Here is a 22,933-nt window from a genome sequence, read left to right on the forward strand (position 1 = left end):
CCCTTCAGGCGTGCGGGGACGGTCCGAGCCAGCGCCGCAGGCTGGGTCCCGGGTCGTCGTCGGGGCCTCCGACCCAGGCGACGTGTCCGTCCGGCCGAACCAGGAGGGCCTTGCCGCCGGACGCGCCCTCGGCAGGCTCGGGGAGGGCCGGGACGACTGTGACGAGGTCCGACCACGGCCGTGCGGCATCGGCCGGCCCGCCACGCCGTGCGCCCGTGCGGTCGACGAGGAGGGCTCGCCCCCGACGCAGCTGCGCCCGGGCGGCCTCCGCAGCCTTGGGATCGCCGGCCAGGACTGTGTCGGGCAGGCGCGCGCCCAGCGGGTGGGGACCGAGCCCACCGACGTCGTAGCGGACGTCGAGGCCGCTGATCATGCCGGCGAGGTGGACGCGCACGTCCTCCAGCGAGATCAGCCGGGTGACCAGCTCCCGGAGCGGTTCCACCTCGGGGCCGCCGAGCAGCAACTGCGCCTGCGCCCTGATGTTGGCCAGGACTCGGCGCCCCACCGCGTGCCGTTCGTCCTGGTAGGTGTCGAGCAGGTCGGATCCGGCTCGGCCGGACGTGTACAGGGGCAGTTTCCATCCGAGGTTGACCGCGTCCTGCAGACCGAGGTTGAGCGCCTGTCCGCCAATGGGCATCTGGATGTGCGCGGCGTCGCCCGCGAACAGGACCCGGCCCTGGCGGTACCCGGTCACCTGGCGGTTCGCGTCGTCGAAGGAGTTCACCCACAGCGGTTTCCCGGAGCCGATGTGCTCCCCGGTGAGGCGCCTCCATACGGTGGCGATCTCATCGAACCCGGGAGGGGCGGTCCGGTCCCCGGCCACCGCGTCGAACTCGTGCGCCATGACCCGGGTGACGCCGTCGTCGCGGCGGGCCGCGACGACCATCCCCCGCTCCAGGCGCTCGAACCGCCGGGGGCGGACGTCGATCCCGGCGACGTCCGCGCGCAGCAGCTCGCGCCGGGCCGCGTGACCTGGGAAGTCGGCTCTGACCAGGCGCCGTATCGTGCTGTCCTGGCCATCGCAGGCGACGAGGACGCGGCTCTGGAACCACTTGGTCCGGCCGCTCGGAGCACGGGCCTCCGCCACGACGCGGTCGTCGGCCTCGTCCACGGCCCGTACGTCGTAGCCGCGCAGGATGGTCGCGCCCAGCTCCTCGGCCCGTTCCTGGAGTACCTGTTCGGTCCGCGTCTGCGGGACCTTCCACTGGCCCGGGTACCGGCTCGGCAGAGTGAGGTCGAGCGGGACACCGCCGAAGTGGCCCCGGGTGTCGCCGGGCGGGGTTCCCAAGCGGTCGGCCAGGCCGCGATCGTCGAGGATCTCCATCGTGCGCGCGTGCAGTGTGGAGGCTCTCGACTCGGTGGTGGGCTCGGGCCTGCGCTCCAGCACGACCACCTCGGTCCCGGCGAGGCGCAGCTCGCACGCGAGCATCAGGCCGACCGGGCCCGCCCCGACCACGATGACCCTGGAGCGACCGGGGCGGTTCTCGGCCATGGTCAGCGCACCCCCTCGGCGTACCGCTTGGCATGGTTCAGGGTCGCGAGGCTGTTGGTGCTCAGTGCCCCCTGAACGTAGGCCTTGGCATCGTCCACCGTGGCGTCCTCCCCCAGGATCCGCGCGATGTTGTCGGTATTGAGCACGACCGTGTGCTGGGAGGAGGCGGTGGTCCCGTCGCCCGGACCCTCCTCGAAAGTCCAGTAGCCGGTGTGCAGCTTCATCAGGGCGGGCAGAGTGGTCTGTTTGTAGGCGATCTTCCGGTGCTCGACGCACACCCGGTACGACTTGGTGGTGTGCACGGAGCCGTCCTTGGCTCTGGTCTCCATCTCCAGTGTCTGGAGGCCGGGGGTGTCCTCCGCCAACGTGACGCTGGCGACGTGCGGAAGTCGCTCGGGCCACAGGTGGGCGTCGTTGACGAAGTCGTACAAGTCCTTGGGCGACCCGTCGACGCGGACGGTGTCGGTGAAGGAGAAGGTGACGTCCTCCGCGGCGTGGGCGAACTCGACGTTGTCCTTGAGGGCGGCGAGCTCCGAGCGCGAGTTGCGGTCCACCGCCTCGTCGATCCAGGTCAGGCTGCCGGGATCGTCGCCGAGCGCCTGGTAGTCGTGCAGCAGCCGGATCCGAGACTCGGCGTCGTCGAGCGGCTCGATGACCCAGGCTCCGCCCATTGAGGCGACGGGCGGAGCGGAGACCTCCTGGCGGAAGTCGATCCGCAACCCCTGCGGGTCCAGCGCTCGGCGCGAGGTCCACGTCTTGGCTTCGCCGTTGGCGGTCGCGCTGATCCGGATGCGCTCCTCGTTCCCGGACTCCTCCAGGTGGTCGACGTAGATGGTCGGGGGGAAAATCCGCGGCCAGTTGGCCACGTCGGCGATGAGGCGGTAGACGGCGGACGCGGGCGCCGAGACGGTGATCTCGTGCTCCACCTCGCGGTGACCGGTGGTCATGCTCTCTCCTGTGATGCTCTTGAACGGGGCGGGCAGGGCGGCGCTGATCAGAAGTTGCCGAGGCCACCGCAGACGTTCATCGCCTGGGAGGTGATGGAGGCGGCGGTATCCGAGGCCAGGTAGCCGACCATCCCGGCCACCTCCTGCGGGGTGGAGTAGCGGCCGAGTGGGATCTTGCTCTGGAACTTCGCGAGGATCTCCTCCTCGGTGGTGTCGAAGGCGGCCGCGTAGCCTTGGCGGACGCGCTCGGCCATGGGCGTCTCGACGTATCCGGGGCACACCGCGTTGACGGTGATGCCTGTGGGGGCGAGCTCGTTGCCCAGTGCCTTGGTCAGCCCGACGACACCGTGCTTGGAAGCCGAGTAGGGGGCGCCCAGGACGACGCCCTGCTTGCCCGCGGTGGAGGCGATGTTGATAATCCGGCCGCGGTCCTTGTGCCGCATACCGCCGGTGTTGAGCACTTCCCGGGTGACCAGGAAGACGCTGTTGAGATTCGTGTCCACCACGTCGAACCAGAGGTCGTCTCCGATGTCGGCGGTGACGCCCCCGCCGCTGCGGCCCGCGTTGTTCACGAGGACGTCGATCGTGCCGAACCGGTCCACGGCTGCCTGGACGAACGCGCCCACGCTCTCGCGCGAGCGCACGTCCACGGTGGTGCCGGCGGCCTCGATGCCCTCCTCCCCGAGCTGTTTGACGGTGGAGTCCACGTTCTCCGCGTTGCGGGCACCGATGAACACCTGGTGATCCTGGTCGCCCAGCCGCCGGGCGACCTCCAGCCCTATACCGCTGGTGGCCCCAGTGACGATCGCGACCCGCTTGTCGTTCCGCTCGTCGTTGTTCGACATGCTCCCTCTTCCTTCTTCCGGTGGGTGGGGGATGGGTGGGACACCGGGCACGGGGAGTGCCCGGTGGTGCCGTGGCGACGGATGCGAGGTCAGACGGACGCGGCCAGGCGGTCGTTGACGACCTTGATGAGGGCCTCGGGGGTCACAGCGTCGGTCAGGGTCTCGTCGTCCAACTTGATGCCGTACTCGCGCTCGATCCTGCTGCCCGCCTCCAGCAGGGCCAGGGACTCGTAGCCGAGATCCTCGAACTCACTGGTGAGGATGTCGCCGTCGAGGTCGATGCTCTCGGCCTCGCCGGCGGCCTCACGGAGGATGCGCCTGAGGTCGTCGAGGGTGAACTGCGGTGCCATGGAATGCCTCTCTTCGGTGGGTGGGGATGGGGAATCGGGGGAAGGATCAGGAGTCGGCTGAACGAACGACCATCACGGAGTTGAAGCCCGCGTGGCCGCGTGCCACGACCATCGCGGAACGCACCGGGGCGGTGCGCGGTTCGGAGCCGACCAGGTCGAGTCCGTGCCCGGGGTCGGCGGCCACGTTCACGGTCGGGGGGATGACCCCCTGCTCCATGGACAAAAAAGCCGCGGCCAGGTCCAGGGGAGCCGCCCCCGAGTACAGGCGGCCCGTCATCGTCTTGGGCGCGGTGACGGGCACACCCCCGCGACCGAACACGGCGTTGAGGGCCTCGGCCTCGACACGGTCCAGTTCGGGGACTGCGGCGGCATCGGCGAAGACGACATCGATATCCTCGGCCGGAGTCCCCGCGTCGGCGAGGGCTGACTCCATCGCTCTTCGCAGGCCCGGTTCACGGTCGCTGCCGGGCCGGGGGTCGAAGGTGGCGGCGTAACCCGCCACCTCGCCGTAGACCTTCGCGTCGCGCGCGCGGGCTGCCTCGGCGGACTCCGTCACGAGGATGGCGCCGCCCTCACCCGGAACGTGGCCGTGCGCCCGGCGGTCGAAGGGCAGGTAGGCGGTCTCGGGGTCCTCTCCTGTACTGAGCCGCCCGCTGGCCAGCTGGGCCACCCAGCCCCACGGGCAGATCGAGGCGTCGATCGAGCCGGACACGACCAGCTTCGTCCCCTTGCGAATCTGCCGTCTGGCCTGCGCGACCGCGTCGAGACCGCCGGCCTGGTCGCTGACCACCACGCCGCTGGGCCCCTTCATCCCGTTGCGGATGGAGATCTGGCCGCTGTTGACCGCGTAGAACCACGCGAACGACTGGTAGGCGCTGACGTGCTCGCTGCCCAGACTCCACAGTTTGCGCAGTTCGTTCTGGCCGAACTCGAATCCTCCGGAGGAACTCGCGGTGATGACGCCCATGTCGAAGCCGGCCAGATCGTCGGGGGCCACGCCGGCGTCGGCCAGCGCCCAGTCCGCCGCCACCAGAGCCAGCCGGGTCATACGGTCGGTCTGCGGGATCAGCCTTCCGGGGAGGTGCTCCTTGGCGTCGAAGCCGTCGATCTCCCCCGCCAACCGCGCGGGGTAGCCCTCCGGGGCGAAGCTCCGGATCCGTCCCAGGCCGGTCTTGCCGTTGAGGGTCGCAGCCCAGAAGTCCTGGGTGCCGAGCCCGTTCGGGGAGGCGATGCCCAGGCCGGTGACGACGGTCGGTGTGCTCATGCCGTTCTCCTCTCCGGGCGGGTCAGGACCATCGCGCTCTGGAAGCCGCCGAACCCGCTGCCGACTGTCAGTACCGAGTCCACGATCTGGTCCCGAGCGGTCAGCGGTACGTAGTCCAGGTCGCACTCGGGGTCCGGATCGTGCAGGTTCGCGGTCGGAGGCACGACGCCGTGTTCCATCGCCAGCGCGGAGGCGGCGATCTCGATGGAGCCGATGGCGCCCAGCGAGTGGCCGACCATCGATTTGATCGAGCTCACCGGCGTTCGGTAGGCGTGCTCGCCCAGGCTCTTCTTGAAGGCCGCGGTCTCGTGCCGGTCGTTCTGTTTGGTGCCGGAGCCGTGGGCATTGACGTAGTCGATCGCGTCGGGGTTGAGCCGGGCCTCGGCCATCGCGGTGTCGATCGCCTCGGCCATCTCCGCGCCGTCACGCCGTAGACCGGTCATGTGGTAGGCGTTGCTCCGGGTGGCGTATCCGGCGATCTCGGCGTAGATGTGGGCCCCGCGTGCCCGAGCGCTCTCCAGTTCCTCCAGGACGAACATGGCCGAGCCCTCGCCGAGGACGAAGCCGTTACGGCTCTTGTCGAAGGGGCGCGAGGCGTGCTCCGGCTCGTCATAGCGGGGAGTGGTCGCCTTGATGGCGTCGAAGCACGCCATGGTGATGGGTGAGATGGGGGCGTCCGACGCCCCGGCCACGAGGACGTCGGCGGAGCCTTCGCGGATCAGCTCCACGGCATAGCCCACGGCGTCGATTCCCGAGGTACAGCCGGTGGACACCACCGTGCTCGGACCCTCGGAGCCGGTGTCCCAGGCGACCTCGGCCGCGAAGGAGCTGGGCACCAGGTAGTTGTACAGATGCGGGACGGCGTAGTCGTTGTCGACCAGGTTCAGGCGGCCGCCGTCGCTCACCACCCGGTACTCCTCGTCGAGACCCATGGTGGCGCCCACGGCGCTGCCGATGGTGACGCCCACCCGGTGCGGGTCGACCTCGTCGAACCGGATACCGCTGTCGGTGACGGCGCCCCGCGCAGCGACCAGCGCCAGTTGCGCGGCCCGGTCGGTACGGCGGACCACATGCGGGTTCAGTCCGTGCTCGTAGGGGTCGAAGTCGATTTCCGCCGCGACCCGTGAGCGGAACGGAGCGGGGTCGAAGAAGGTGATCCCTCGGGTCGCGGTGCGGCCGTCGGTGAGCAGGCTCCAGAACTCCTTGAGCCCGACACCACCCGGCGCCAGGACCTCGATCCCGGTGATGGCTACACGTCTGGCGGTCACTTGCCCGCCTCCCACGAGTAGAAGCGCGTGGCCATCGCGTCGGCGGGGGAGCGCCAGGTGGCCGGGTCGTAGGCGCCGATGAACGGTTTGAGGTCATCGCTGATGCGCACGAAGCGCGGATCGTTCTTGGCCTCCTCGATGCGCCGGTCGCCGTCGTCGGAGCCGAAGTCCTGAAGGTGGAAGTAGAGCCCTCGGTAGGCGAAGAGCTGGCGGCGCCGCGTTCCCATCAGGTGCGGCATCTCTGTCTTGTCGAAGTCGGTGAACAGCCCGGCCACTTCGCTGCTCGATGCCAGGTCCATCCGGGCGACGATCAATGTGCTGTACATCTGTTCTCTCCTCGCGGTGGGAACTGTGTAGGGGGCGCCCGGAGTTCCGGGAACTCCGGGGCCGGTTCGGGCCGGTGTGTCGGTCGGAACCGTGACGGGGAAGGTCGTGGGAGGCGGGTGAGGACGGGATGGTGGCTGCCTCAGGATGGTCTGGGCCGTCAGTCCTCGATGCGGCAGATCGCCGCGCCTGAGGACACAGAGGCTCCGACTTCGAGGCTCAGGCCGGTGACCGTGCCGGCCTTGTGGGCGTTGAGCGGCTGCTCCATCTTCATCGCCTCCAGGACGATCACGGGGCTTCCCGCCTCGATGGGCTTGCCCTCCTCGGTCGCGACCTTGACGACCGTGCCCTGCATCGGCGAGATGAGGGTGTCTCCCGACGCGGACGGTGTGGCGTTCTTGGAGGTCCGGCGCTCCGGCCGCCCGCGCACGGCGGTGCCCTTGCGGGAGCCGCTGCCTCCGAGATCGGCGGGGAGGGAGACCTCCACGCGTCTGCCGCCGACCTCGACCACGACCCGCTCCCGCTCGGGGGCGGCCCCCTCAGGGGTGTCGGTCGACGGGTCGAACGGCGCTATGCGGTTGTCGAAGTCGGTCTCGATCCAGCGTGTGTGGACTGTGAACGGGCCGTCGAACCCGGCAGCGCCGGGGGCGAACGCCGGGTCCGCGATCACGGTTCGGTGGAAGGGCAGGACGGTCGGCAGCCCGTCGACCTCGAACTCCTTCAGGGCCCGGGCGGCACGTCGGAGCGCATGTCCACGGGTGGAACCGGTGACGATGAGCTTCGCCAAGAGTGAGTCCCACGCGGGGGCGATCACGGTGCCCGGCTCCACCCCGGCGTCCACGCGCACGCCTGGGCCGGAGGGCGGGACGAAGCGGCCGACACGGCCGGGCACGGGCAGGAATCCCCGGCCGGGGTCCTCGCAGTTGATCCGGAACTCGAAGGAGTGCCCGCGCACCTCGGGGTCGGTGAAGCCCAGCTCCTCGCCGTCGGCGATGCGGAACATCTCCTGGACCAGGTCCACGCCGGTGACCTCCTCGGTCACCGGGTGCTCGACCTGGAGCCGGGTGTTGACCTCCAGGAAGGAGATCGTGCCGTCCACCCCGACCAGGAACTCACAGGTGCCCGCGCCCACGTACCCGGCCTCGGCCAGGACGGCCTTGGACGCCGCGTACAGCTTCGCGTTCTGCTCCGGGCTCAGGAACGGGGCCGGAGCCTCCTCCACGAGCTTCTGGTGGCGGCGCTGCAGCGAGCAGTCCCGGGTGGAGACCACCACGACGTTGCCGTGCGTGTCGGCCAGGCACTGGGTCTCCACGTGGCGGGGCCGGTCCAGGTAGCGCTCCACGAAGCACTCCCCGCGCCCGAACGCGGTGACGGCCTCGCGCACCGCCGACTCGTAGGCGTCCGCGACCTCCGCCAGGGTGTGGGCGACCTTGAGGCCGCGACCGCCGCCTCCGAAGGCGGCCTTGATCGCGATGGGCAGCCCGTGCTCCTCGGCGAAGGCCACCACCTCCTCGGCCGACTCCACCGGGTCGGGCGTGCCGGCCACCAGCGGGGCACCGACCTTCTGCGCGATGTGGCGGGCCTGGACCTTGTCGCCCAGGGCCGTGATCGCGGACGGGGGCGGGCCGATCCAGGTGAGCCCGGCGTCGATGACGGCCTGGGCGAAGTCGGCGTTCTCGGCCAGGAAGCCGTAGCCGGGGTGGACCGCGTCGGCACCGGAGTCCGCGGCTGCTCGCAGAACCTTGTCGGCGTCCAGATAGCTGTCGGATGGAGTGTCGCCTCCGAGTGCGAACGCCTCGTCCGCCGCACGGACGTGCGGGGCGTCCGCGTCGGGCGAGGCATAGACCGCGACGCTGCCGAGTCCGGAATCCCTGCAGGCACGGACGATGCGGACGGCGATTTCCCCACGATTGGCGATGAGCACCTTGCGCACGCTGGATCCTCTCCTGAACTCGCTCCCGTCGGTGTGCCCCTGTACTCCGGGAGTGGGACAGGCCCCCGAAAGGACAGCGCACCGGATCATGAATTCAAGGATCTTCGGTAACGGGGCGGGCGACAAGAAGCCGGTGTACAGATCGGGGTCAGCCTTTGTAAGGAAGTAGTGCCGATGTCAGATGAACAACACGGGAGTGTCAAGTCCTGTGCCTCCGGCTGCCCCGCCATCGGTTTCCGGAAAGGAGAAACGAAGGCGTGGCCCCGGCGTTTCTGGCGGCCAGGGGTGCTATGTCCTCTCCGATCCGGCACGCGGTTCTTCGCCACCGCGGCGGTGCACGGGGTGTGCCGCGAGTAGGTTCTGTCCTCCTCTGGCCTCGACACCCTCTCCGTTGAGCTTGTGCTGTAGTAGGGGAAGCAATCCTGAAGAACTTGTCACACCTTTGTACCTGGGGCCGTTCACCTCCCTGGCCGGGATCACCATACTGAAGGAGGTATTCACTGGCTGGGAGGGTGCGGTAATGAGCGAATTTGACGCAGAGGTAATTATCGCTGGTGCAGGGCCGACGGGTCTGATGCTGGCGGGCGAGCTCCGTTTGGCCGGAGTGTCGGCCATCGTGCTCGAGCGGTTGGAAGAGCCCATGCAGCAATCGCGGGCACTGGGGTTCTCAGCGCGGACGATCGAGGAATTCGACCAGCGTGGGCTGTTGGGCGCCTTCGGGGACATCGACACCATTCCGATGGGTCATTTCGGTGGACTTCCCGTGGACTACGGCGCCATCGAGGGTGGCAATTTCGGAGTGCGGGGTGTGCCACAGTCGAAAACCGAGGCGATCCTGACCGACTGGGCGGTCGGGCTCGGTGTCGACCTGCGTCGCGGGTATGAGGTGATCGGGATCGACGCGGGTGACGACGGCGTTGTCGTCCAAGCCACCGGCCCTGAGGGGGACCTGAGGCTGAGCGCCGGCTACGTGGTGGGCTGCGACGGCGCCCGCAGCGTGGTCCGCAAGGCGACGGGCATCGGCTTCTCCGGCGTGGACGCGACCATGGAGATGAAGATCGCAGATGTGACCGGCGTCCAGACACGTATCCGTCCGACCGGCGAGGTCGGCGAGGCAGGGATGGTGGTGGTCCTGCCCCTGGGCCCCGCGGCTACCCGGGTCGTCGTCTATGAGCGCGACGCCGGGGTCCGCCCCACCCACGAGCCCCCCACCTTCACCGAGGTCGCGGACGCCTTCCAACGAGTGACCGGCGAGGACATCCACGGCGCCACGCCCCTGTGGACCAGTTACTTCACCGACGCGAGCCGCCAGGCCGACACCTACCGGGAGGGCAGGATCTTCCTGGCCGGGGACGCCGCCCACATCCACCTGCCCATCGGGGCGCAGGGCATCAGCGCCGGAGTGGGGGACGCGGTCAACCTCGGCTGGAAACTCGCCGCCGAGATCAAGGGGCACGCTCCCGAAGGGTTGCTGGACACCTACCACACAGAGCGCCACCCGGTCGGAGCGGGCGTGGTGAACAACACGCTGGTGCAGCGCTCCCTCTACCTGGGCGGAGAGGAGATGGGGCCACTGCGCGAGCTGTTCGCCGAACTGCTCACCATCGACGAGGTCAAGCGCCACCTGGTCGGCCTGGTGACCGGCCTGAACATCGCCTACGACGTCGGCCCCGGTGACCACCCGCTGCTCGGCCGCCGCCTGCCCAAGCAGGATCTGCTGGTCGACGGTACCAAGATCAGCACCTACGACCTGCTGCACCAGGGCCGGGCACTGCTCTTGGACGTGCACGACAACGCCGGGCTGCGGGACGCCGTCGGTGAATGGTCCGATCGAGTGCGGACGGTCACCGCCACCCGCCACGACACTCAGGCTCCGGCGGCCAGTCTGCTGGTGCGCCCGGACGGCTACGTCGCCTGGGCCTCGGGCGACGGTTCAGCCGACGGCCTGACCGAGGCCCTCACCCGCTGGTTCGGCCGTCCCCCGCGGCGTTGAGCCACCGTTCATCCGACTGAGAAGGAGTGCTGTTGTGACCACCAACGCGACTACCGGGGAAACGAAGGAAGCCACCGCGCCCGAGCCGATCCAGTGCGACGTCGTCATCCTCGGCTCCGGTCTGGCGGGTTCGATCACGGGTGCGATCCTGGCCCGGCGGGGGGCGAGCGTCGTGCTCGTCGACGCCGGCCAGCACCCGAGGTTCGCGGTCGGAGAGTCGCAGAACCCGCAGCTCGTGGAGTGGCTGCACATCCTCGCGGATCGCTATGACGTCCCGGAGATCGAACACATGTTGGACGTCAAGGCCATCACGAAGCACATCGGCCCCCACCACGGCCGCAAACAGAGCTTTGGTTTCGTCAGTCACCGGAAGAACCGTGAACCGGACCCGCGCGAGGCCACGATGTTCGTCATCCCCAAGATGCTCACCGAAGCCTCACACATGTTCCGTCAGGACACGGACTCCTACTACCTGAACGTCGCCGCCAAGTACGGCTGCGCCCTGCGCCAGAACTGGCGGGCCACCGATCTGGACTTCGACGACGACGGGGTGACCGTCACCGGGCACACGGGAGAGGTCTTCCGGGCCAAGTACCTGATCGACGCGAGCGGGTTCCGTTCGCCACTGGCACAGAAGTTCGATCTGCGGGAGGACCCGCCCCGGCACAAGCACCACGCGCGGTCCCTGTTCACGCACTACATCGGGGTGAAGCCCTACGACGATGTGTGCAACTACCCCGACAACCTGCGCCCACCACAGGGAGCCCCGTTCCATGGCGGGACCCTGCACCACCTGATCGAACGCGGCTGGTTCTGGATCATCCCGTTCGACAACCACAAGGATTCCCGCAACCCGGTGTGCAGTGTGGGGCTCACCTTCGACGAGCGTCTCTACCCCAAGCCGAAGGACATGACGCCCGACGAGGAGTTCAACCACTACCTGGACATGTATCCGGCGGTCAAGCGCCAGTTCGAGGGTGCCAAGCGCGTCCGGGAGTGGGTGTCCACCGACCGCATCCAGTACTCCTCCAAGCGGACGGTCGGCGATCGTTGGTGCCTGATGTCGCACGCCGCCGGATTCATCGATCCGCTGTACTCGCGCGGGCTGTCGAACACCTTCGAGGTGGTCGACGCGCTCGCCTGGCGTCTCCTGGACGCGTTGCGCGACGACGACTTCTCCGTCGAGCGCTTCGAGTACGTCGAGCAGCTCGAACAGGGGTTGCTGAAGTACAACGACATGATCGTGAACAGCTCCTACATCTCCTTCTCCCACTTCCGGTTGTGGAACGCGGTGTTCCGGGTGTGGGCCTGCTTCACCACCCCTGCCACCATGCGCCTGATCCAGGCCCGACAGGAGTACAGCCTGGACGGCGACGACAGGCACTTCAAGGAGATGGAGAAGTCGCCCTACCCCGGGCTGTGGTGGCCGGACAGCCACGCCTTCAAACACCTGATGGATGTCACCGCCGAGACCTGCGAGCGCTATGAAGCCGGGGAGATCGACGGTGACAAGGCGGCGGACATCGTCTTCGAGGCGATCCGCGACTGTGAGTCGGTCAACGTGCCCTTCGGCTGGAAGGACGGGGAGGACCACCGTTACTTCTGGGCGACGACGCCCACGATGGTGAGGTTCATGTGGTGGGCGAGCCTCCAGGGTCCTCCCGAGATGCGAGATCTCGGCCGCTCCATGCTCACCGGGGTCGTCAAGCAGGGGCTGCGCGGCCGCAAGGTGTCCTGAAACCCCGATCCTCCGACCGACTCGATGGGACCTCCAGTGATCAGTCGCAGAAACCTCATCGGCACGGGGACGGCCGCCCTCGGTCTGGCCTCGCTCACCGCCGCTCCCGCCAGCTCGGGCACGGGCAGGCGCATCCACTGGCGCCGGCTCCAGCGGTGCCTGAAGGGTGACCTCGTGCTGCCCTCGGACTCCTACTACGTGATCGCCCGGCAGCTTGAGCTCGGCCAGTTCGACGAGGTCAATCCACAGGCCGTCGCCTACTGCGTGAATGCCTCCGACGTGGCGCACTCGCTCCGGTTCGCCCAGGACCACGACCTGCCGGTGGCGGTGCGCAGCGGCGGCCACAGCTTCGGTGGGTATTCCACCACCGAGGGCCTGGTCGTCGATGTCTCACGGCTCAACGCGGTCACCGTCGGCGAGAACACCGCGGACATCGGACCCGGTTCCCAGAATGTGGATGTTCTCAACGCCCTGGCCGCGCACGGAATGGTGCTCGGTGGGGGCGGCTGCCCCACGGTGTCATCAGGCGGGTTTCTGCAGGGCGGCGGGTTCGGTCTGCTGACCCGGCCCCTGGGAATGACCTGTGACTCGCTGGTCTCGGCCGAGGTGGTGCTGGCCGACGGCCGTATCGTCACTGCTTCGGCACAGGAGAACAGCGACCTGTTCTGGGCGCTGCGCGGTGGCGGCGGTGGCAACTTCGGAGTCGTCACCAGGTTCACGGTCACACCACACGCAGGCGACCAGATGGCGACGGCCATCCTGGCCTTCCCCTATGACCAGGCGGTCGAAGTCATGGACGGTACCGCCCAGTGGTTGGTGGAGGCGCCCGACAACATCGGCGGCGGTGCCTACCTGAACCAGCCGGACGCCTCTCCCGGCGGTCCGGTGCAGACCAGTGTCATGGTGTCCATGTACGACGGCACGCCGGAGGAACTGGCCGGAGAAGTGGACCGGCTACTCGCGTTGACCGGTCAGCCGATACACCGGCAGGACAGCGCGACGACCTACCGGGATCTGATGATGACGATCTACGGGTGCGCCGAACTGTCCCAGGACGAGTGCAACCGGAACGAGAAGCATCCCGAAGGCCAGCTCACCCGACCCGCTTTCGGTCTGGAGCGCACCAGGCTGAGCAACGGACCACTCAGCGGCGGGGGCTGGGCGGACGTGCTGTCGGCCTTCGACGCCGACCGTCTGGCGGGCCATGCCCGCTACTTGGACCTGCACATGTTCGGCGGGAAGGCCAACGACCCGGCGCGCACCGACACCGCCTACGTACACCGCGACTCCCTGCTCTCCGTCAACTACCGGGTCCTGATCGAGGATCCGGACGGGGTCACCGACGAAGCCGTGGATGTCGCCACACGCTGGGTGGACAGCGGTTTCGCCGTCATCGACCCGCTGTCGAACGGTGAGACGTACCAGAACTGGATGGACCCTGCTTTAACGGACTGGGAAGTTTCGTACTACGCGGAGAACTACCAGCGCCTGGTCCAGATCAAGAACGAATACGATCCCTCCCGCTTCTTCGATTCCCCGCAAAGTATCGGCGCACGCGGATGAACAGGGGAGTCGACCCCCGTTCGTCTTCTGGAGTGGCGTACGAGATAGTCACTTTCCCCTAGGTTCCTACCGCCCCTGGGGTGCTACGTTCGTGGCGCCGTGGCAGGGGTGGGCAGAGAGCTCCGCATTGCCTTCAACTATGAGACTTGTCAAGACCACCACGGACACGGGAGATATTCATGATCGTAGTAACTGGGGCGACAGGGAATGTGGGGCGGCCGTTGGTCCGTGGACTGGCCGCGGCCGGTGCGCCGGTCAGGGCCGTTGCCCGCAACCTGCCGGGCGATGAGGCGATCGAGGGGGTGGACTACCGGCAGGCCGACCTGACCGACGCCGGAAGCCTGCGACCGGCGCTGGAGAGGGCCGACGCGCTCTTTCTGCTCCTCGCCGGTGACCTCCTCGGCGGCGCCGTGGACCCGAATGACCTCGTCGGCCAGGTCAAAGCTGCCGGGGTCAGCCGGGTCGTCGTACTTTCCTCCCAAGCCGTGGGGACGCGGCCGGAGGCGGCCGCCTACGGCGGGCTGCGCGCGCTGGAGGCGGCGGTCCAGGGATCGGGGCTGGAGTGGACGATCCTGCGGCCCGGGGGCTTCTACACGAATGCCTATGCCTTCGTCGAACCGGTGCGCGAGCAGGGCGTGGTGGTCGCGCCGTTCGGCGACGTGGGCCTGCCGATGCTCGACCCGGCCGATGTGGCCGCGGTCGCAGCGGCGGTGCTGTGTGAGGACGGGCACGCCGGGCGCACCTATGAGCTCACCGGGCCGGCACTGCTCACCCCGCGCAAGCAGGCTGAGGAGATCGGTCGGGCACTGGGCACCGACGTGGGGTTCGTCGAGCTCACACGGGACCAGGCACGGGAGAACATGCTGCGGTTCATGCCCGAGCCGGTCGCGGACGCCACGCTCACCATCCTGGGCGAGCCGGTGGCCGCGGAGCAGAAGGTGAGGACCGACGTCGAAAGGGTCACCGGGCGCGCTCCCCGCGCGTTCGGGGAGTGGGCCGCCGACAACAGCATGGTTTTCAGATGAGCGAGACGTGACCGGAGGAAGTAGAACATGACTGAGACCACGGACAGGCCTGACCCCCGCGCGGGTCTGAGCGGGGCCATCGACGTGGCCGGGCAGAGCATCGCCGCGGTGCGGCCCGACCAGTACGACGGGACCACCCCCTGTCCCGAGTACAGCGTGCGGGAGCTGTGCAACCACATGGTGTCCGTGCTGCGCCGGGTCGCTGTGCTCGGGGAGGGGGGCGACTTCTTCAGCGTTCCGCACTTCGCCGAGGACGTCCCCGACGGCGAGTGGAAGACCGCCTGGGATACTGCGGCCCGCGAGACGGACGCTGTCTGGTCGGATCCCGCGGTGCTGGGTCGGCAGATCGGGCTGCCCTGGGGGCCGGTGCCGGGTGCTGCGGCGGCGCTGATCTACACCAACGAGTTCGTCCTCCACACCTGGGACCTGGCCACCGCGACCGGCCAGGACGTGGCATGGGATCCGCGAGTCCTGGCCGGACCACTGGCCAACATGCGTCGGGCGGTGCCCGCGCAGCCGCGTGGCGGCCAGGTGCCCTTCGGGCCGGTGGTGGAAGTGTCCGAGGACGCGCCGGACATCGATCGTTTGGTGGGCTGGTACGGCCGCGATCCTCGGAGGTAGGATCGGCAGCGACAACTGGAATTGATCAAGGGACGACCCCGCACCTGGTGAGGTGACGGGGTCGTTTCCATTTGTGGGTCCTTATAATTTCTGCGTTGATAAATCTTGTCCGCAAGAGTTGTGGCCGGAATTGGCAATGGCCGGAATTGGCCAGGAGCCTCCCCTGCTCGACGGGCAGAGTGGTTCGCATTCCTGTGGATATGATTCAAATCACAGACGAGAGTCCTGTGGCCCATCCGCCCTGGTCGGCGCTCATTGCTCAGGCTCAGCGTAATGTTAAGAACGCGTGGCGTGCACCGTTAATTGCTTGACGTACTCAGATTTCTATTTATAACATTTCTGTGGTTGCTCATCCTTGTTCATGGATATTTTTCTCGGGGAGCGGTATGAGCCAGTATCCGGTCTATGCGCTGCAGACTCAGAGGCATCAGACATACGTGCGCGGCCCTCAGGCGGTCTGGAGGGTCCTGGTAGTGGAGAGCGGAGCAGGGGGTCGGGAGGCCCTTGTCAATGGTCTCCGCAGATGTGGGCATGAGGTGGACTGCGTGGAGACGGGGGGCGATGCGCTGCAGGTCTGTGAGGGGCACGACATCATCCTTCTCAACCTGGAGTTACCGGATATGGACGGCCTAGAGGTCTGTCGCGGCATCCGAGCACTGTGCGACGTTCCGTTGATCGCCGTCATCTCCGGGGGTACCGAGCTCGACCGAGTCCTGGGCCTGCAGGCCGGCGCGGACGACTGCGTGGTCAAACCTTACGGGTTCCGCGAACTCGCCGCTCGGATGGACGCGATCATGCGGCGCGTCCATAAGCAACCGCAGGCTGAACGGGTCGTCTCTCACGGTCATCTGAATATAGACGCCAGCCTGCGCGAAGTCAGTGTCGGCGGCCGCGGAGTCGAGGTCACGCGCAAGGAGTTCGACCTCCTCTACCTCCTCGCCTCCCACCCTGGCGTGGTCATCTCGCGGAAGCGGATCATGCAGCAGGTCTGGGGGGACTCATGGTCTCGGCGTACCGTCGACACGCACGTCAGCAGCCTGCGTGGAAAACTCGGTAGCAGCGACTGGATCGTCACGGTGCGCGGGGTCGGGTTCCGTATCGGAGAAGGGTGAGTGCCGTGAGCACGTGCCTTCGGGGGCGGACCTTGACATCGGTGCCGGATCTCGCCCACAGGAAGGAAAAGGGTGCTGGAAGCCGAACGGCCTCCGCACCCCCCTTCTTCCTCCCGCCTCGCGAACAGGGCTAGAGCCCGGCTACCGCTCGGCGGACCGGGTGTGGACGACGTTGTAGGTGTTCCAGTCGTGGGAGGTCGCCAGGGCCTCGACACGTGCCTCGGTCTTGCGTCTGGCCGCAGAGCGCTGAGGCTCGGAGACCGCGCGGAAGGCGTCGTAGGACTTCTTGCCGTCCCACTGCGAGTAGACCACCACGAAGTGGCCGTCGAGACCTCGGGCCCGCAGACCGCGCAGTACGGTGTGGGTGCGGTAGCCCGGTACCTCTTCCAACCACTCCTGGTCCGGGCCCAACGCGGCGATCAGGTCCTCCTGGTTCTCCCCCGCCACGCCGAAAACCTCGATGACCGTGTGGTCGCCGCGGTCGGGCGAAACCTCAGTGACCGCGTTCCCCTTCCGCTGGTGGGTGTAGGCGACCTCGTTCTGCAGCAGCCGGATCGACGTCGTGATCTCGGTGAACAGCGGCATCGTGCGATGCTTGAACTCCTCGCCCTCGTACCGGGCCTCCAGGTCCTCGCTGCTGCGCCACTGGATGAAGTTGGCCGTGCCGGGCTTGTCCTGACCACTGTGGACCGTGCTGGAGATCCACCCAGGGTAGGCGGCGGAGTCGACGATCTCCCGCATCGCCTTCAGCAAACTGTCCTGCTTGTCGGGGGCATCGGTCGTGAACAGGTTGAGCACAGTCAGGTGCGCGCCATCGGCTGTGATTTTCGGCATTACTGATTCTCCTCGTCATTTATCTGGTGCTGCACGAACATCATCACAAGTAATGTCAAAGCTGTGAAGCTCATGCGGTGAAAGGGTTATGACAGATTCGTCAGGGATCAGTGAGCGACTACAGATCATCTCCATGTATGTCATGGAAGTGACAGGAAGACTAGTGCTCACGTTGTCAGTTCCGCCATGCTGGAGCAATGGGCTCACATTACTCGACAGCTGATATTGCTGCACTTCTCGACCGTTACCTCCTTAGTCTCGACGACGAAAAGATCGACGATTCCTGGGCGCGAAGGCTGTTCACCGAGGATGCCCGCGTCGAGTTCCCTATGAGCGGCCATGAGGGCATCGAGGGCATGGCCGGATACCATCGGGACGCCCTGTCGGCGTATGCGCGGACCCAGCACCTCAACTCACCTTCGGTGGTCGACGAGGTGGACGGGGAGCAGGCCCGGGTACGAGCCAATATCGCCGTGACCCACGTGCACCACCCCGGTACGCCGGCCGATCCGATTTTTGCCGCAGGCACCCTGGTGACCGGGCGGGCCCGTCGGACCCAGGCTGGATGGCGTCTGGCCGAACTGGCGTTCCGTGTCCTCTGGACGACCGGAAGCCCGCCCCACCGCGGAGAGGTCTGATGGTGCTCCTGGCCGCGGGCCCGCAGGAGCCGCGGATTTCGGTGCTGCTCGTCGGCATCGCCGTCGTTCTGTTGGCGGGGCTCGTGCTCGGCCGGGCCGTGGTGTGGTTGCGCCAGCCCGTGGTCATCGGTGAGATCGCCGCGGGCATTGCGCTCGGCCCGAGTCTCCTGGGGAGGTTGCCCGGGGGCCTGCCGGACCTCCTCTTCCCTGAGGACGTGCGGCCGATACTGTCGGGAATCGCTCAGGTCGGCCTGGTCCTGTTCATGTTCGCCCTGGGGTGGGAGTTCGAGCGACGGCTGATCCGGCCTTACGCGGCGCTGGCCGCAGGGGTCTCGCTGGCGTCGATCGCGCTTCCCTTCGGCCTCGGCATGGCCGCGGCGGTGCTGCTCCATCCCCACTACGCGACGGTGGCCGGGAAGTACGTCCCTTTTGTTCCCTTTGCCGTTTTCATGGGTGTTGCGATGTCGGCGACCGCGTTCCCGGTGATGGCCCGCATCCTGGCCGACCGCGGGCTCCAGGGCACGCGGGTCGGTGTGTTGGCCCTGGCCAGCGCGGCCATCGACGACGTGTTGGCCTGGTTTCTGCTCGCGTTCGTCTCCATTCTGGTGGTGTCGGAGGGCGGCTATCCGGGCCTGGTCCGCACCGGTGGGCTGAGTCTGCTCTACGTGGTGCTGATGCTGCTGGTGGTACGACCGCTGCTGGAGCGCCTTGTGCGCTGGGGGGTAGGCACCGATCGGTGGTCGGTGTTGGTGACCGCGTTGATCGCAGGCGCGTTCATCTCATCGTGGCTGACGTCCTGGATCGGCATCCATGCCATCTTCGGCGCCTTCCTGTTCGGCTTCGTGATGCCGCGGGAACACGCTGAGCCCATCGTGCGCAGGCTGCGCGCTCCGGTGGAGGACATCGGACTGGTGTTCCTGCCGGTGTTCTTCGTCGTCACCGGATTGAACGTGGACCTGAGCGCGCTGGTCCCCGGCGACTACCTCGCGCTGGCCCTGCTCCTGGTGGTCGCCTGCGTGGGCAAGATGGTCGGCGCCTTCGTGCCGGCGAGGCTCTCAGGGTTCACCCGGCGGGAAGCCGCGGACCTCGCACTGCTCATGAACACCCGAGGGCTGACCGAACTGATCATCCTCAATGTCGGTGTCGGGCTGGGCGTGCTCGACGGCCGGATCTTCACCTTGCTGGTGGTGGTGGCCCTGGTGACAAGTGCGATGACCGGGCCGCTGCTGTCGCGTAAACCGGCGTCGCCCACCGGGCACGTCGTGGACCTGGTCGGCTCGCGTACCTAACGAGAGGGCATTCGTGATTCCTGCACAGCAATTCACTCAGCACGCCTCGCATCAGGAAACGGTCGATACGCGGACGCTGCGCCAGGTGTGCGGCACCTTCGCGACGGGGGTGACGGTGATCACCTCCGGCGATCGGGGCAACTCGGTCGGGGTGACGGCGAACTCCTTTACCTCGGTCTCGCTCGATCCGCCCCTGGTGCTGTTCTGCCTGCACAAGGAGTCTCGTGTGCGGCCTGTGCTCACCGCTACGGGTGGATTTGTGGTGAACTTTCTGGCCCACCACCAAGAGGAGACAGCCTGGGGTTTCGCGGGCCGTGAGTCCGCGCGCGTCGACGAAGTGCCCCACCACCGGTCCCGGGACGGGATTCCGGTGCTCAGCCAGGCGTTGGCCTTCCTGTCCTGCCACCTGGTCAGGGAGTACGACGGCGGGGACCACGCGATCCTGCTCGGCGAAGTGGTCGATCTCGGAACGTCGGGGCGGGACGAGGACCCGTTGGTCTTCTATCGCGGGCAGATGCGAGTGCTGGGGGATGGTCCCACGGTCGGGCGGTCGTAGGGCGTGTCCGCGGAACACGCGTCAAGCCTCGATTCACCGATGTGGGTCATGGGCGAGCTTTCGCGGCAGCCCCATGCCACCAGGGCCACCGGCCGGCAGACCTAAGCCCGCCCACGGGAGGTCAAGGCCCGGGGAGTGGGTTTCTCCGAGGCGTCGAACTCCCGTCGCGCCTGCTCGACTCGGCCCAGGTTGGCCTCGGACCAGTCGGCGAGTGTCGCGAAGAGCGGTGCCAGGCTGCGCCCCAGCTCGGTGATCTCGTACTCCACCCTGGGGGGAACCTCGGGATGATAAGTGCGTTTGACCAGGCCGTCTCGCTCCAGTTGCCGCAGCCGCTGGGTCAGCACCTTGGGTGTGATGGTGGAAATGCGGCGCTGGAGCTCAACGAACCGCTGGCGGCCGTACTCGTTCAGCGCCCACAGCACCGGAGTGGTCCAGCGGCTGAAGACAATATCGACCACCGGACCGACCGGGCAGGCCTGATCCGGCGTGGTTGTCGTGTTTTCAGCCATCGGTGTCCCTCCAGGAAGTCACTTTCCTCTAGGTACCTACTCTACTTCGGATGCTAGCTTCTGAGAAAGGCCTGGCGGCGATGACGCCGACCTGGAGGCCGTCTGCTTTTCGCTTCGTCAACGATCTGGTTTTCCTCGAATTCATCAGGAGTGCGTATGTCCACCCCAGATCACACCAAGAAGGTCACTTCGGAGACGCCGCCGCTACGGCGCCCTGGCCTGGTCCTTGCATTCCTCAGCATGGCCGGATTCATGACGTTCCTCGATGTGTCGATCGTGAACGTCGCCCTACCGACTATCGAGGACGACCTCAACGTCCCGTCGACCTACCTTCCCTACATCGTCACCACCTACGGGATGATGCTCGGCGGGTTTCTCCTGCTCTGCGGACGACTCGCCGACTACTTCGGGCGACGGCTCATGTTGCAGGTAGGCCTGATCGTCTTCGCCCTGACCTCCCTCACGGCGGGCCTCGCCCAGGACGCCTTGATGCTGATCATCTCCCGCGGTGTACAGGGTCTGGGAGCGGCCTTCATCGCCACCGCGGCACTGAGCCTGCTGCGCAACAGCTTCGCCGAAGGCGCCGAGCGCAACCGGGCACTCGGCGTTTGGGGGGCACTGAGCGGCATCGCCGCGGTCGCCGGTGTCACTCTGGGCGGTCTGCTGACCGACGGTCCTGGATGGGCCTGGGTCTTCTTCATCAATGTGCCGATCGGTCTGGGCGGAGCACTGGCGGCGCCGTTCATCCTGCGCGAGAGCCGTTCGACCGAACAGCGTCGTTCCTTCGACGTCACGGGGGGCGTCGTCCTCACCGCCGGCCTGGTACTCCTGATCTTCAGCCTGGGCCAGACCGTCGACGACCAGGACGTGGACCCGGTCCTACTTTACGGCGGATTCGCTGCCGCAGCCCTGTTGCTGCTCGCGTTCCTGGTCATCGAGTCGCGCTCTTCCTCCCCGCTGGTGCCGTTGGGGATCTTCCGGCGCCCGATGCTGCGGTCCGCGAACATCGTCGCCCTGCTACTGCTGGGTAACACAGTCACACTGTTCTTCTTCGCCAGCCTGTTCATGCAGCAGGTCCTGGAGTACTCGCCGATCCGCACCGGATTGGCCTACCTCCCCCTCGCCGTACTGACGGCGGTCGGTGCGGGCATTGCCTCCAACGTGGTCACTCGGGTGGCCGCCAAACCGGTACTGCTGGTGGGCCTGACTCTCACGACCATCGGGATGCTGTTGCTGTGGCGGCTGCCCGCGGACGGCTCGTACCTGATCGACATCCTGCCCGCCTTCGTCGTCACCGGCCTGGGCCTGGGCCTGTCGTTCGTTCCACTGCAGATCTCCGCGTTCGCGGGGACCACCGAGCGGGAGTCCGGTCTGGCCGCGGGTCTGATCAACACCAGCCAGGAGGTCGGCGGTGCGCTCGGGCTGGCGGTCGCGGCGGCCATCTCCTTCCGGAACGTTTCCGAGTTGACCTCGGCTGCGGCCGGGGACCCCGACCTGATCCGGGCGGCTCGAGTGACCGTCTTCCACGAGGCGTTCCTCATCGGTGTCGGGTTCCTGGTGGTCGCATTCCTCGTCACCCTGATCCTGCTGCCCTTCAAGCGCACCTCTGAGCAGACCGATGTGTCCACCCCTGTCGCCTGAGGAGAGACTGTGATCCTGTCAGCCCAAGCTGAGGGGTTCCTGGCCGAGAACCATGTGTGCACGCTGACCACGCTGCGGCCGGACGGCACGCCTCATGTCACGCCCGTGCGGTTCACCTGGGATGGTGACGACCGACTGGTGCGGATCATGACGGTGCGTACGCGCCGCAAGGCTCGCAACGTGCTGGCCAATCCGATTGACCGGGTGTCGGTCTGCCAGGTGGCAGGTGCCAGGTGGATCACGCTGGAAGGGATGCCGACCGTGTCCGACGATCCGCGACGGGTGGCTGAGGGGGCTCGGCGCTACGCCAAGCGCTACCGGTCGCCACCGCCTGGATTCTCGGGACTGGTGGTCATCGAGATCGCGATCGACAGGACCATGGGACTGTACTGATCGTGGGGGCCGACGAGGACCCGGCGCCCTGCCGTCGGGTCCTCGTCGATGCCGGCGACAAGGTGGTCGGACACAGGCTTCACCCGGTTCTGGAACAGTCGTGTTCCTCAGAGCGCTGCGGCTGAGGGCCCCGGGGGGCAGGGCCGAGCAGACCGGTCAGTTCAGGGCTGATGGAATCGATCGCCTTACGCGCGAGCGTGGACAATTGATCACGCTCTTCCTGGGAATGGTCGCCAAGACTCTTCGTGATGGCTTCGTAGGAGCGCATGCGGAACTCCCGTACCACATCCGTTCCGGAATTACTGAGCACCACGTACACCACTCGACGGTCTTCGTCATCCCGGTCCCGGTATGCCAGTCCTCGTGACTCCAGGCGATTGACCATGCCGGTTATGTTTGTTTTATCACAGGCAAGGAGTTCCGCAAGCGAACCTGCGCTTCTCGGCCCATGGGAAAGGGAACAGAGAAGTTCGACCTGTTGCGGAGTGAGCTCGAGGTCACGGCTGACCCTAGCGCGAACTCCGCCGACGGCGATGCCTAGCGTCAGTAGGTTCTCCGCCAGTGCCATATTTGATCTATCTGCCATGGGGGCAGTCTA

22 protein-coding genes are annotated in these 22,933 nt (G+C 67.3%); 11 read left to right on the forward strand and 11 right to left on the reverse strand.

The window, feature by feature from the left end:
• Positions 1-4 precede the first annotated feature (4 nt).
• The 8 genes from M1P99_RS12295 to M1P99_RS12330 all read right to left on the reverse strand — a co-directional run bounded on the left by M1P99_RS12295 (position 5) and on the right by M1P99_RS12330 (position 8,423).
• Positions 5-1,492, reverse strand: coding sequence for an FAD-dependent oxidoreductase (locus M1P99_RS12295; protein WP_304452780.1), 1,488 nt, complete (start codon positions 1,490-1,492; stop codon positions 5-7).
• Between the two features lie 2 nt (positions 1,493-1,494).
• Positions 1,495-2,439: an aromatase/cyclase gene (locus M1P99_RS12300; protein WP_304452781.1), complete on the reverse strand. Its 945-nt coding sequence runs from the start codon at positions 2,437-2,439 to the stop codon at positions 1,495-1,497.
• 47 nt (positions 2,440-2,486) lie between these two features.
• Complete coding sequence (locus M1P99_RS12305) at positions 2,487-3,284, reverse strand: SDR family NAD(P)-dependent oxidoreductase (protein WP_304452782.1); 798 nt, start codon at positions 3,282-3,284, stop codon at positions 2,487-2,489.
• 89 nt (positions 3,285-3,373) lie between these two features.
• Complete coding sequence (locus M1P99_RS12310) at positions 3,374-3,634, reverse strand: acyl carrier protein (RefSeq protein WP_304452783.1); 261 nt, start codon at positions 3,632-3,634, stop codon at positions 3,374-3,376.
• Between the two features lie 46 nt (positions 3,635-3,680).
• Entirely contained in the window at positions 3,681-4,898 is a 1,218-nt protein-coding gene (locus M1P99_RS12315; protein WP_304452784.1) for a ketosynthase chain-length factor, read from the reverse strand.
• A complete protein-coding gene (locus M1P99_RS12320) occupies positions 4,895-6,166 on the reverse strand; it encodes a beta-ketoacyl synthase (RefSeq protein WP_304452785.1) in 1,272 nt (423 codons plus the stop codon). The genes M1P99_RS12315 and M1P99_RS12320 overlap by 4 nt, the downstream gene beginning before the upstream one ends.
• The gene (locus M1P99_RS12325; protein ID WP_304452786.1) at positions 6,163-6,492 is read right to left on the reverse strand and encodes a TcmI family type II polyketide cyclase; all 330 of its coding nucleotides are present in this window, start codon (positions 6,490-6,492) and stop codon (positions 6,163-6,165) included. The genes M1P99_RS12320 and M1P99_RS12325 overlap by 4 nt, the downstream gene beginning before the upstream one ends.
• A 158-nt stretch (positions 6,493-6,650) precedes the next feature.
• Entirely contained in the window at positions 6,651-8,423 is a 1,773-nt protein-coding gene (locus tag M1P99_RS12330) for a biotin carboxylase N-terminal domain-containing protein (RefSeq protein ID WP_304452787.1), read from the reverse strand.
• A gap of 520 nt (positions 8,424-8,943) precedes the next feature.
• On the opposite strand from M1P99_RS12330, the gene M1P99_RS12335 reads away from it, so the two are divergent.
• The 6 genes from M1P99_RS12335 to M1P99_RS12360 all read left to right on the forward strand — a co-directional run bounded on the left by M1P99_RS12335 (position 8,944) and on the right by M1P99_RS12360 (position 16,475).
• Positions 8,944-10,416 carry an FAD-dependent monooxygenase gene (locus M1P99_RS12335; protein ID WP_304452788.1) on the forward strand — a complete coding sequence of 491 codons (1,473 nt, stop codon included), beginning with the start codon at positions 8,944-8,946 and terminating at the stop codon, positions 10,414-10,416.
• A gap of 34 nt (positions 10,417-10,450) precedes the next feature.
• Positions 10,451-12,154 (forward strand): NAD(P)/FAD-dependent oxidoreductase, encoded by a 1,704-nt coding sequence (locus tag M1P99_RS12340; RefSeq protein ID WP_304452789.1) that lies wholly within the window; start codon positions 10,451-10,453, stop codon positions 12,152-12,154.
• Between the two features lie 36 nt (positions 12,155-12,190).
• Positions 12,191-13,717 (forward strand): FAD-binding oxidoreductase, encoded by a 1,527-nt coding sequence (locus M1P99_RS12345; RefSeq protein WP_304452790.1) that lies wholly within the window; start codon positions 12,191-12,193, stop codon positions 13,715-13,717.
• A 179-nt stretch (positions 13,718-13,896) separates the two neighbouring features.
• A complete protein-coding gene (locus tag M1P99_RS12350) occupies positions 13,897-14,742 on the forward strand; it encodes an SDR family oxidoreductase (RefSeq protein WP_304452791.1) in 846 nt (281 codons plus the stop codon).
• Between the two features lie 27 nt (positions 14,743-14,769).
• Positions 14,770-15,363, forward strand: coding sequence for a TIGR03086 family metal-binding protein (locus M1P99_RS12355; protein ID WP_304452792.1), 594 nt, complete (start codon positions 14,770-14,772; stop codon positions 15,361-15,363).
• A gap of 386 nt (positions 15,364-15,749) precedes the next feature.
• The gene (locus M1P99_RS12360) at positions 15,750-16,475 is read left to right on the forward strand and encodes a response regulator transcription factor (RefSeq protein ID WP_304452793.1); all 726 of its coding nucleotides are present in this window, start codon (positions 15,750-15,752) and stop codon (positions 16,473-16,475) included.
• A gap of 141 nt (positions 16,476-16,616) precedes the next feature.
• Here M1P99_RS12360 and M1P99_RS12365 read toward each other — a convergent pair whose 3' ends face one another.
• Positions 16,617-17,309 carry an antibiotic biosynthesis monooxygenase gene (locus M1P99_RS12365; RefSeq protein WP_304452794.1) on the reverse strand — a complete coding sequence of 231 codons (693 nt, stop codon included), beginning with the start codon at positions 17,307-17,309 and terminating at the stop codon, positions 16,617-16,619.
• Between the two features lie 197 nt (positions 17,310-17,506).
• Between M1P99_RS12365 and M1P99_RS12370 the strand changes: the two genes are divergently transcribed.
• Genes M1P99_RS12370 through M1P99_RS12380 form a run of 3 tightly spaced genes read left to right on the forward strand, consistent with a single transcriptional unit; the run spans position 17,507 to position 19,792 of the window.
• On the forward strand, positions 17,507-17,947 hold the full coding sequence (locus M1P99_RS12370) for a nuclear transport factor 2 family protein (RefSeq protein WP_304452795.1): 441 nt from the start codon (positions 17,507-17,509) through the stop codon (positions 17,945-17,947).
• On the forward strand, positions 17,947-19,236 hold the full coding sequence (locus tag M1P99_RS12375) for a cation:proton antiporter (RefSeq protein ID WP_304452796.1): 1,290 nt from the start codon (positions 17,947-17,949) through the stop codon (positions 19,234-19,236). Before M1P99_RS12370 ends, M1P99_RS12375 begins: the two co-directional genes overlap by 1 nt.
• 13 nt (positions 19,237-19,249) lie before the next feature.
• The gene (locus M1P99_RS12380; protein ID WP_304452797.1) at positions 19,250-19,792 is read left to right on the forward strand and encodes a flavin reductase family protein; all 543 of its coding nucleotides are present in this window, start codon (positions 19,250-19,252) and stop codon (positions 19,790-19,792) included.
• Positions 19,793-19,893: 101 nt separating this feature from the next.
• On the opposite strand, the gene M1P99_RS12385 is transcribed toward M1P99_RS12380, so the two are convergent.
• On the reverse strand, positions 19,894-20,301 hold the full coding sequence (locus tag M1P99_RS12385; protein WP_304452798.1) for a helix-turn-helix domain-containing protein: 408 nt from the start codon (positions 20,299-20,301) through the stop codon (positions 19,894-19,896).
• A 156-nt stretch (positions 20,302-20,457) separates the two neighbouring features.
• Here M1P99_RS12385 and M1P99_RS12390 point away from each other — a divergent pair, with 156 nt between their 5' ends.
• The gene (locus M1P99_RS12390; RefSeq protein WP_304452799.1) at positions 20,458-21,942 is read left to right on the forward strand and encodes an MFS transporter; all 1,485 of its coding nucleotides are present in this window, start codon (positions 20,458-20,460) and stop codon (positions 21,940-21,942) included.
• A 9-nt stretch (positions 21,943-21,951) separates the two neighbouring features.
• Positions 21,952-22,335: a pyridoxamine 5'-phosphate oxidase family protein gene (locus M1P99_RS12395; RefSeq protein WP_304452800.1), complete on the forward strand. Its 384-nt coding sequence runs from the start codon at positions 21,952-21,954 to the stop codon at positions 22,333-22,335.
• A 79-nt stretch (positions 22,336-22,414) separates the two neighbouring features.
• Here the strand turns inward: M1P99_RS12395 and M1P99_RS12400 are convergent, their stop codons facing one another.
• On the reverse strand, positions 22,415-22,921 hold the full coding sequence (locus tag M1P99_RS12400) for a MarR family winged helix-turn-helix transcriptional regulator (protein WP_304452801.1): 507 nt from the start codon (positions 22,919-22,921) through the stop codon (positions 22,415-22,417).
• Positions 22,922-22,933 lie beyond the last annotated feature (12 nt).

The sequence above is a fragment of the Nocardiopsis sp. YSL2 genome, assembly GCF_030555055.1.
GTDB lineage: Bacteria > Actinomycetota > Actinomycetes > Streptosporangiales > Streptosporangiaceae > Nocardiopsis.

What these genes read in the sequence shown, in the direction of transcription:
- M1P99_RS12295 (WP_304452780.1), bottom strand. Translation starts at nt 1,492, where the DNA reads ATGGCCGAGAACCGCCCCGGTCGCTCCAGGGTCATCGTGGTCGGGGCG.
- M1P99_RS12300 (WP_304452781.1), bottom strand. Translation starts at nt 2,439, where the DNA reads ATGACCACCGGTCACCGCGAGGTGGAGCACGAGATCACCGTCTCGGCG.
- M1P99_RS12305 (WP_304452782.1), bottom strand. Translation starts at nt 3,284, where the DNA reads ATGTCGAACAACGACGAGCGGAACGACAAGCGGGTCGCGATCGTCACT.
- M1P99_RS12310 (WP_304452783.1), bottom strand. Translation starts at nt 3,634, where the DNA reads ATGGCACCGCAGTTCACCCTCGACGACCTCAGGCGCATCCTCCGTGAG.
- M1P99_RS12315 (WP_304452784.1), bottom strand. Translation starts at nt 4,898, where the DNA reads ATGAGCACACCGACCGTCGTCACCGGCCTGGGCATCGCCTCCCCGAAC.
- M1P99_RS12325 (WP_304452786.1), bottom strand. Translation starts at nt 6,492, where the DNA reads ATGTACAGCACATTGATCGTCGCCCGGATGGACCTGGCATCGAGCAGC.
- M1P99_RS12335 (WP_304452788.1), top strand. Translation starts at nt 8,944, where the DNA reads ATGAGCGAATTTGACGCAGAGGTAATTATCGCTGGTGCAGGGCCGACG.
- M1P99_RS12350 (WP_304452791.1), top strand. Translation starts at nt 13,897, where the DNA reads ATGATCGTAGTAACTGGGGCGACAGGGAATGTGGGGCGGCCGTTGGTC.
- M1P99_RS12355 (WP_304452792.1), top strand. Translation starts at nt 14,770, where the DNA reads ATGACTGAGACCACGGACAGGCCTGACCCCCGCGCGGGTCTGAGCGGG.
- M1P99_RS12360 (WP_304452793.1), top strand. Translation starts at nt 15,750, where the DNA reads ATGAGCCAGTATCCGGTCTATGCGCTGCAGACTCAGAGGCATCAGACA.
- M1P99_RS12365 (WP_304452794.1), bottom strand. Translation starts at nt 17,309, where the DNA reads ATGCCGAAAATCACAGCCGATGGCGCGCACCTGACTGTGCTCAACCTG.
- M1P99_RS12370 (WP_304452795.1), top strand. Translation starts at nt 17,507, where the DNA reads ATGGGCTCACATTACTCGACAGCTGATATTGCTGCACTTCTCGACCGT.
- M1P99_RS12375 (WP_304452796.1), top strand. Translation starts at nt 17,947, where the DNA reads ATGGTGCTCCTGGCCGCGGGCCCGCAGGAGCCGCGGATTTCGGTGCTG.
- M1P99_RS12385 (WP_304452798.1), bottom strand. Translation starts at nt 20,301, where the DNA reads ATGGCTGAAAACACGACAACCACGCCGGATCAGGCCTGCCCGGTCGGT.
- M1P99_RS12390 (WP_304452799.1), top strand. Translation starts at nt 20,458, where the DNA reads ATGTCCACCCCAGATCACACCAAGAAGGTCACTTCGGAGACGCCGCCG.
- M1P99_RS12400 (WP_304452801.1), bottom strand. Translation starts at nt 22,921, where the DNA reads ATGGCAGATAGATCAAATATGGCACTGGCGGAGAACCTACTGACGCTA.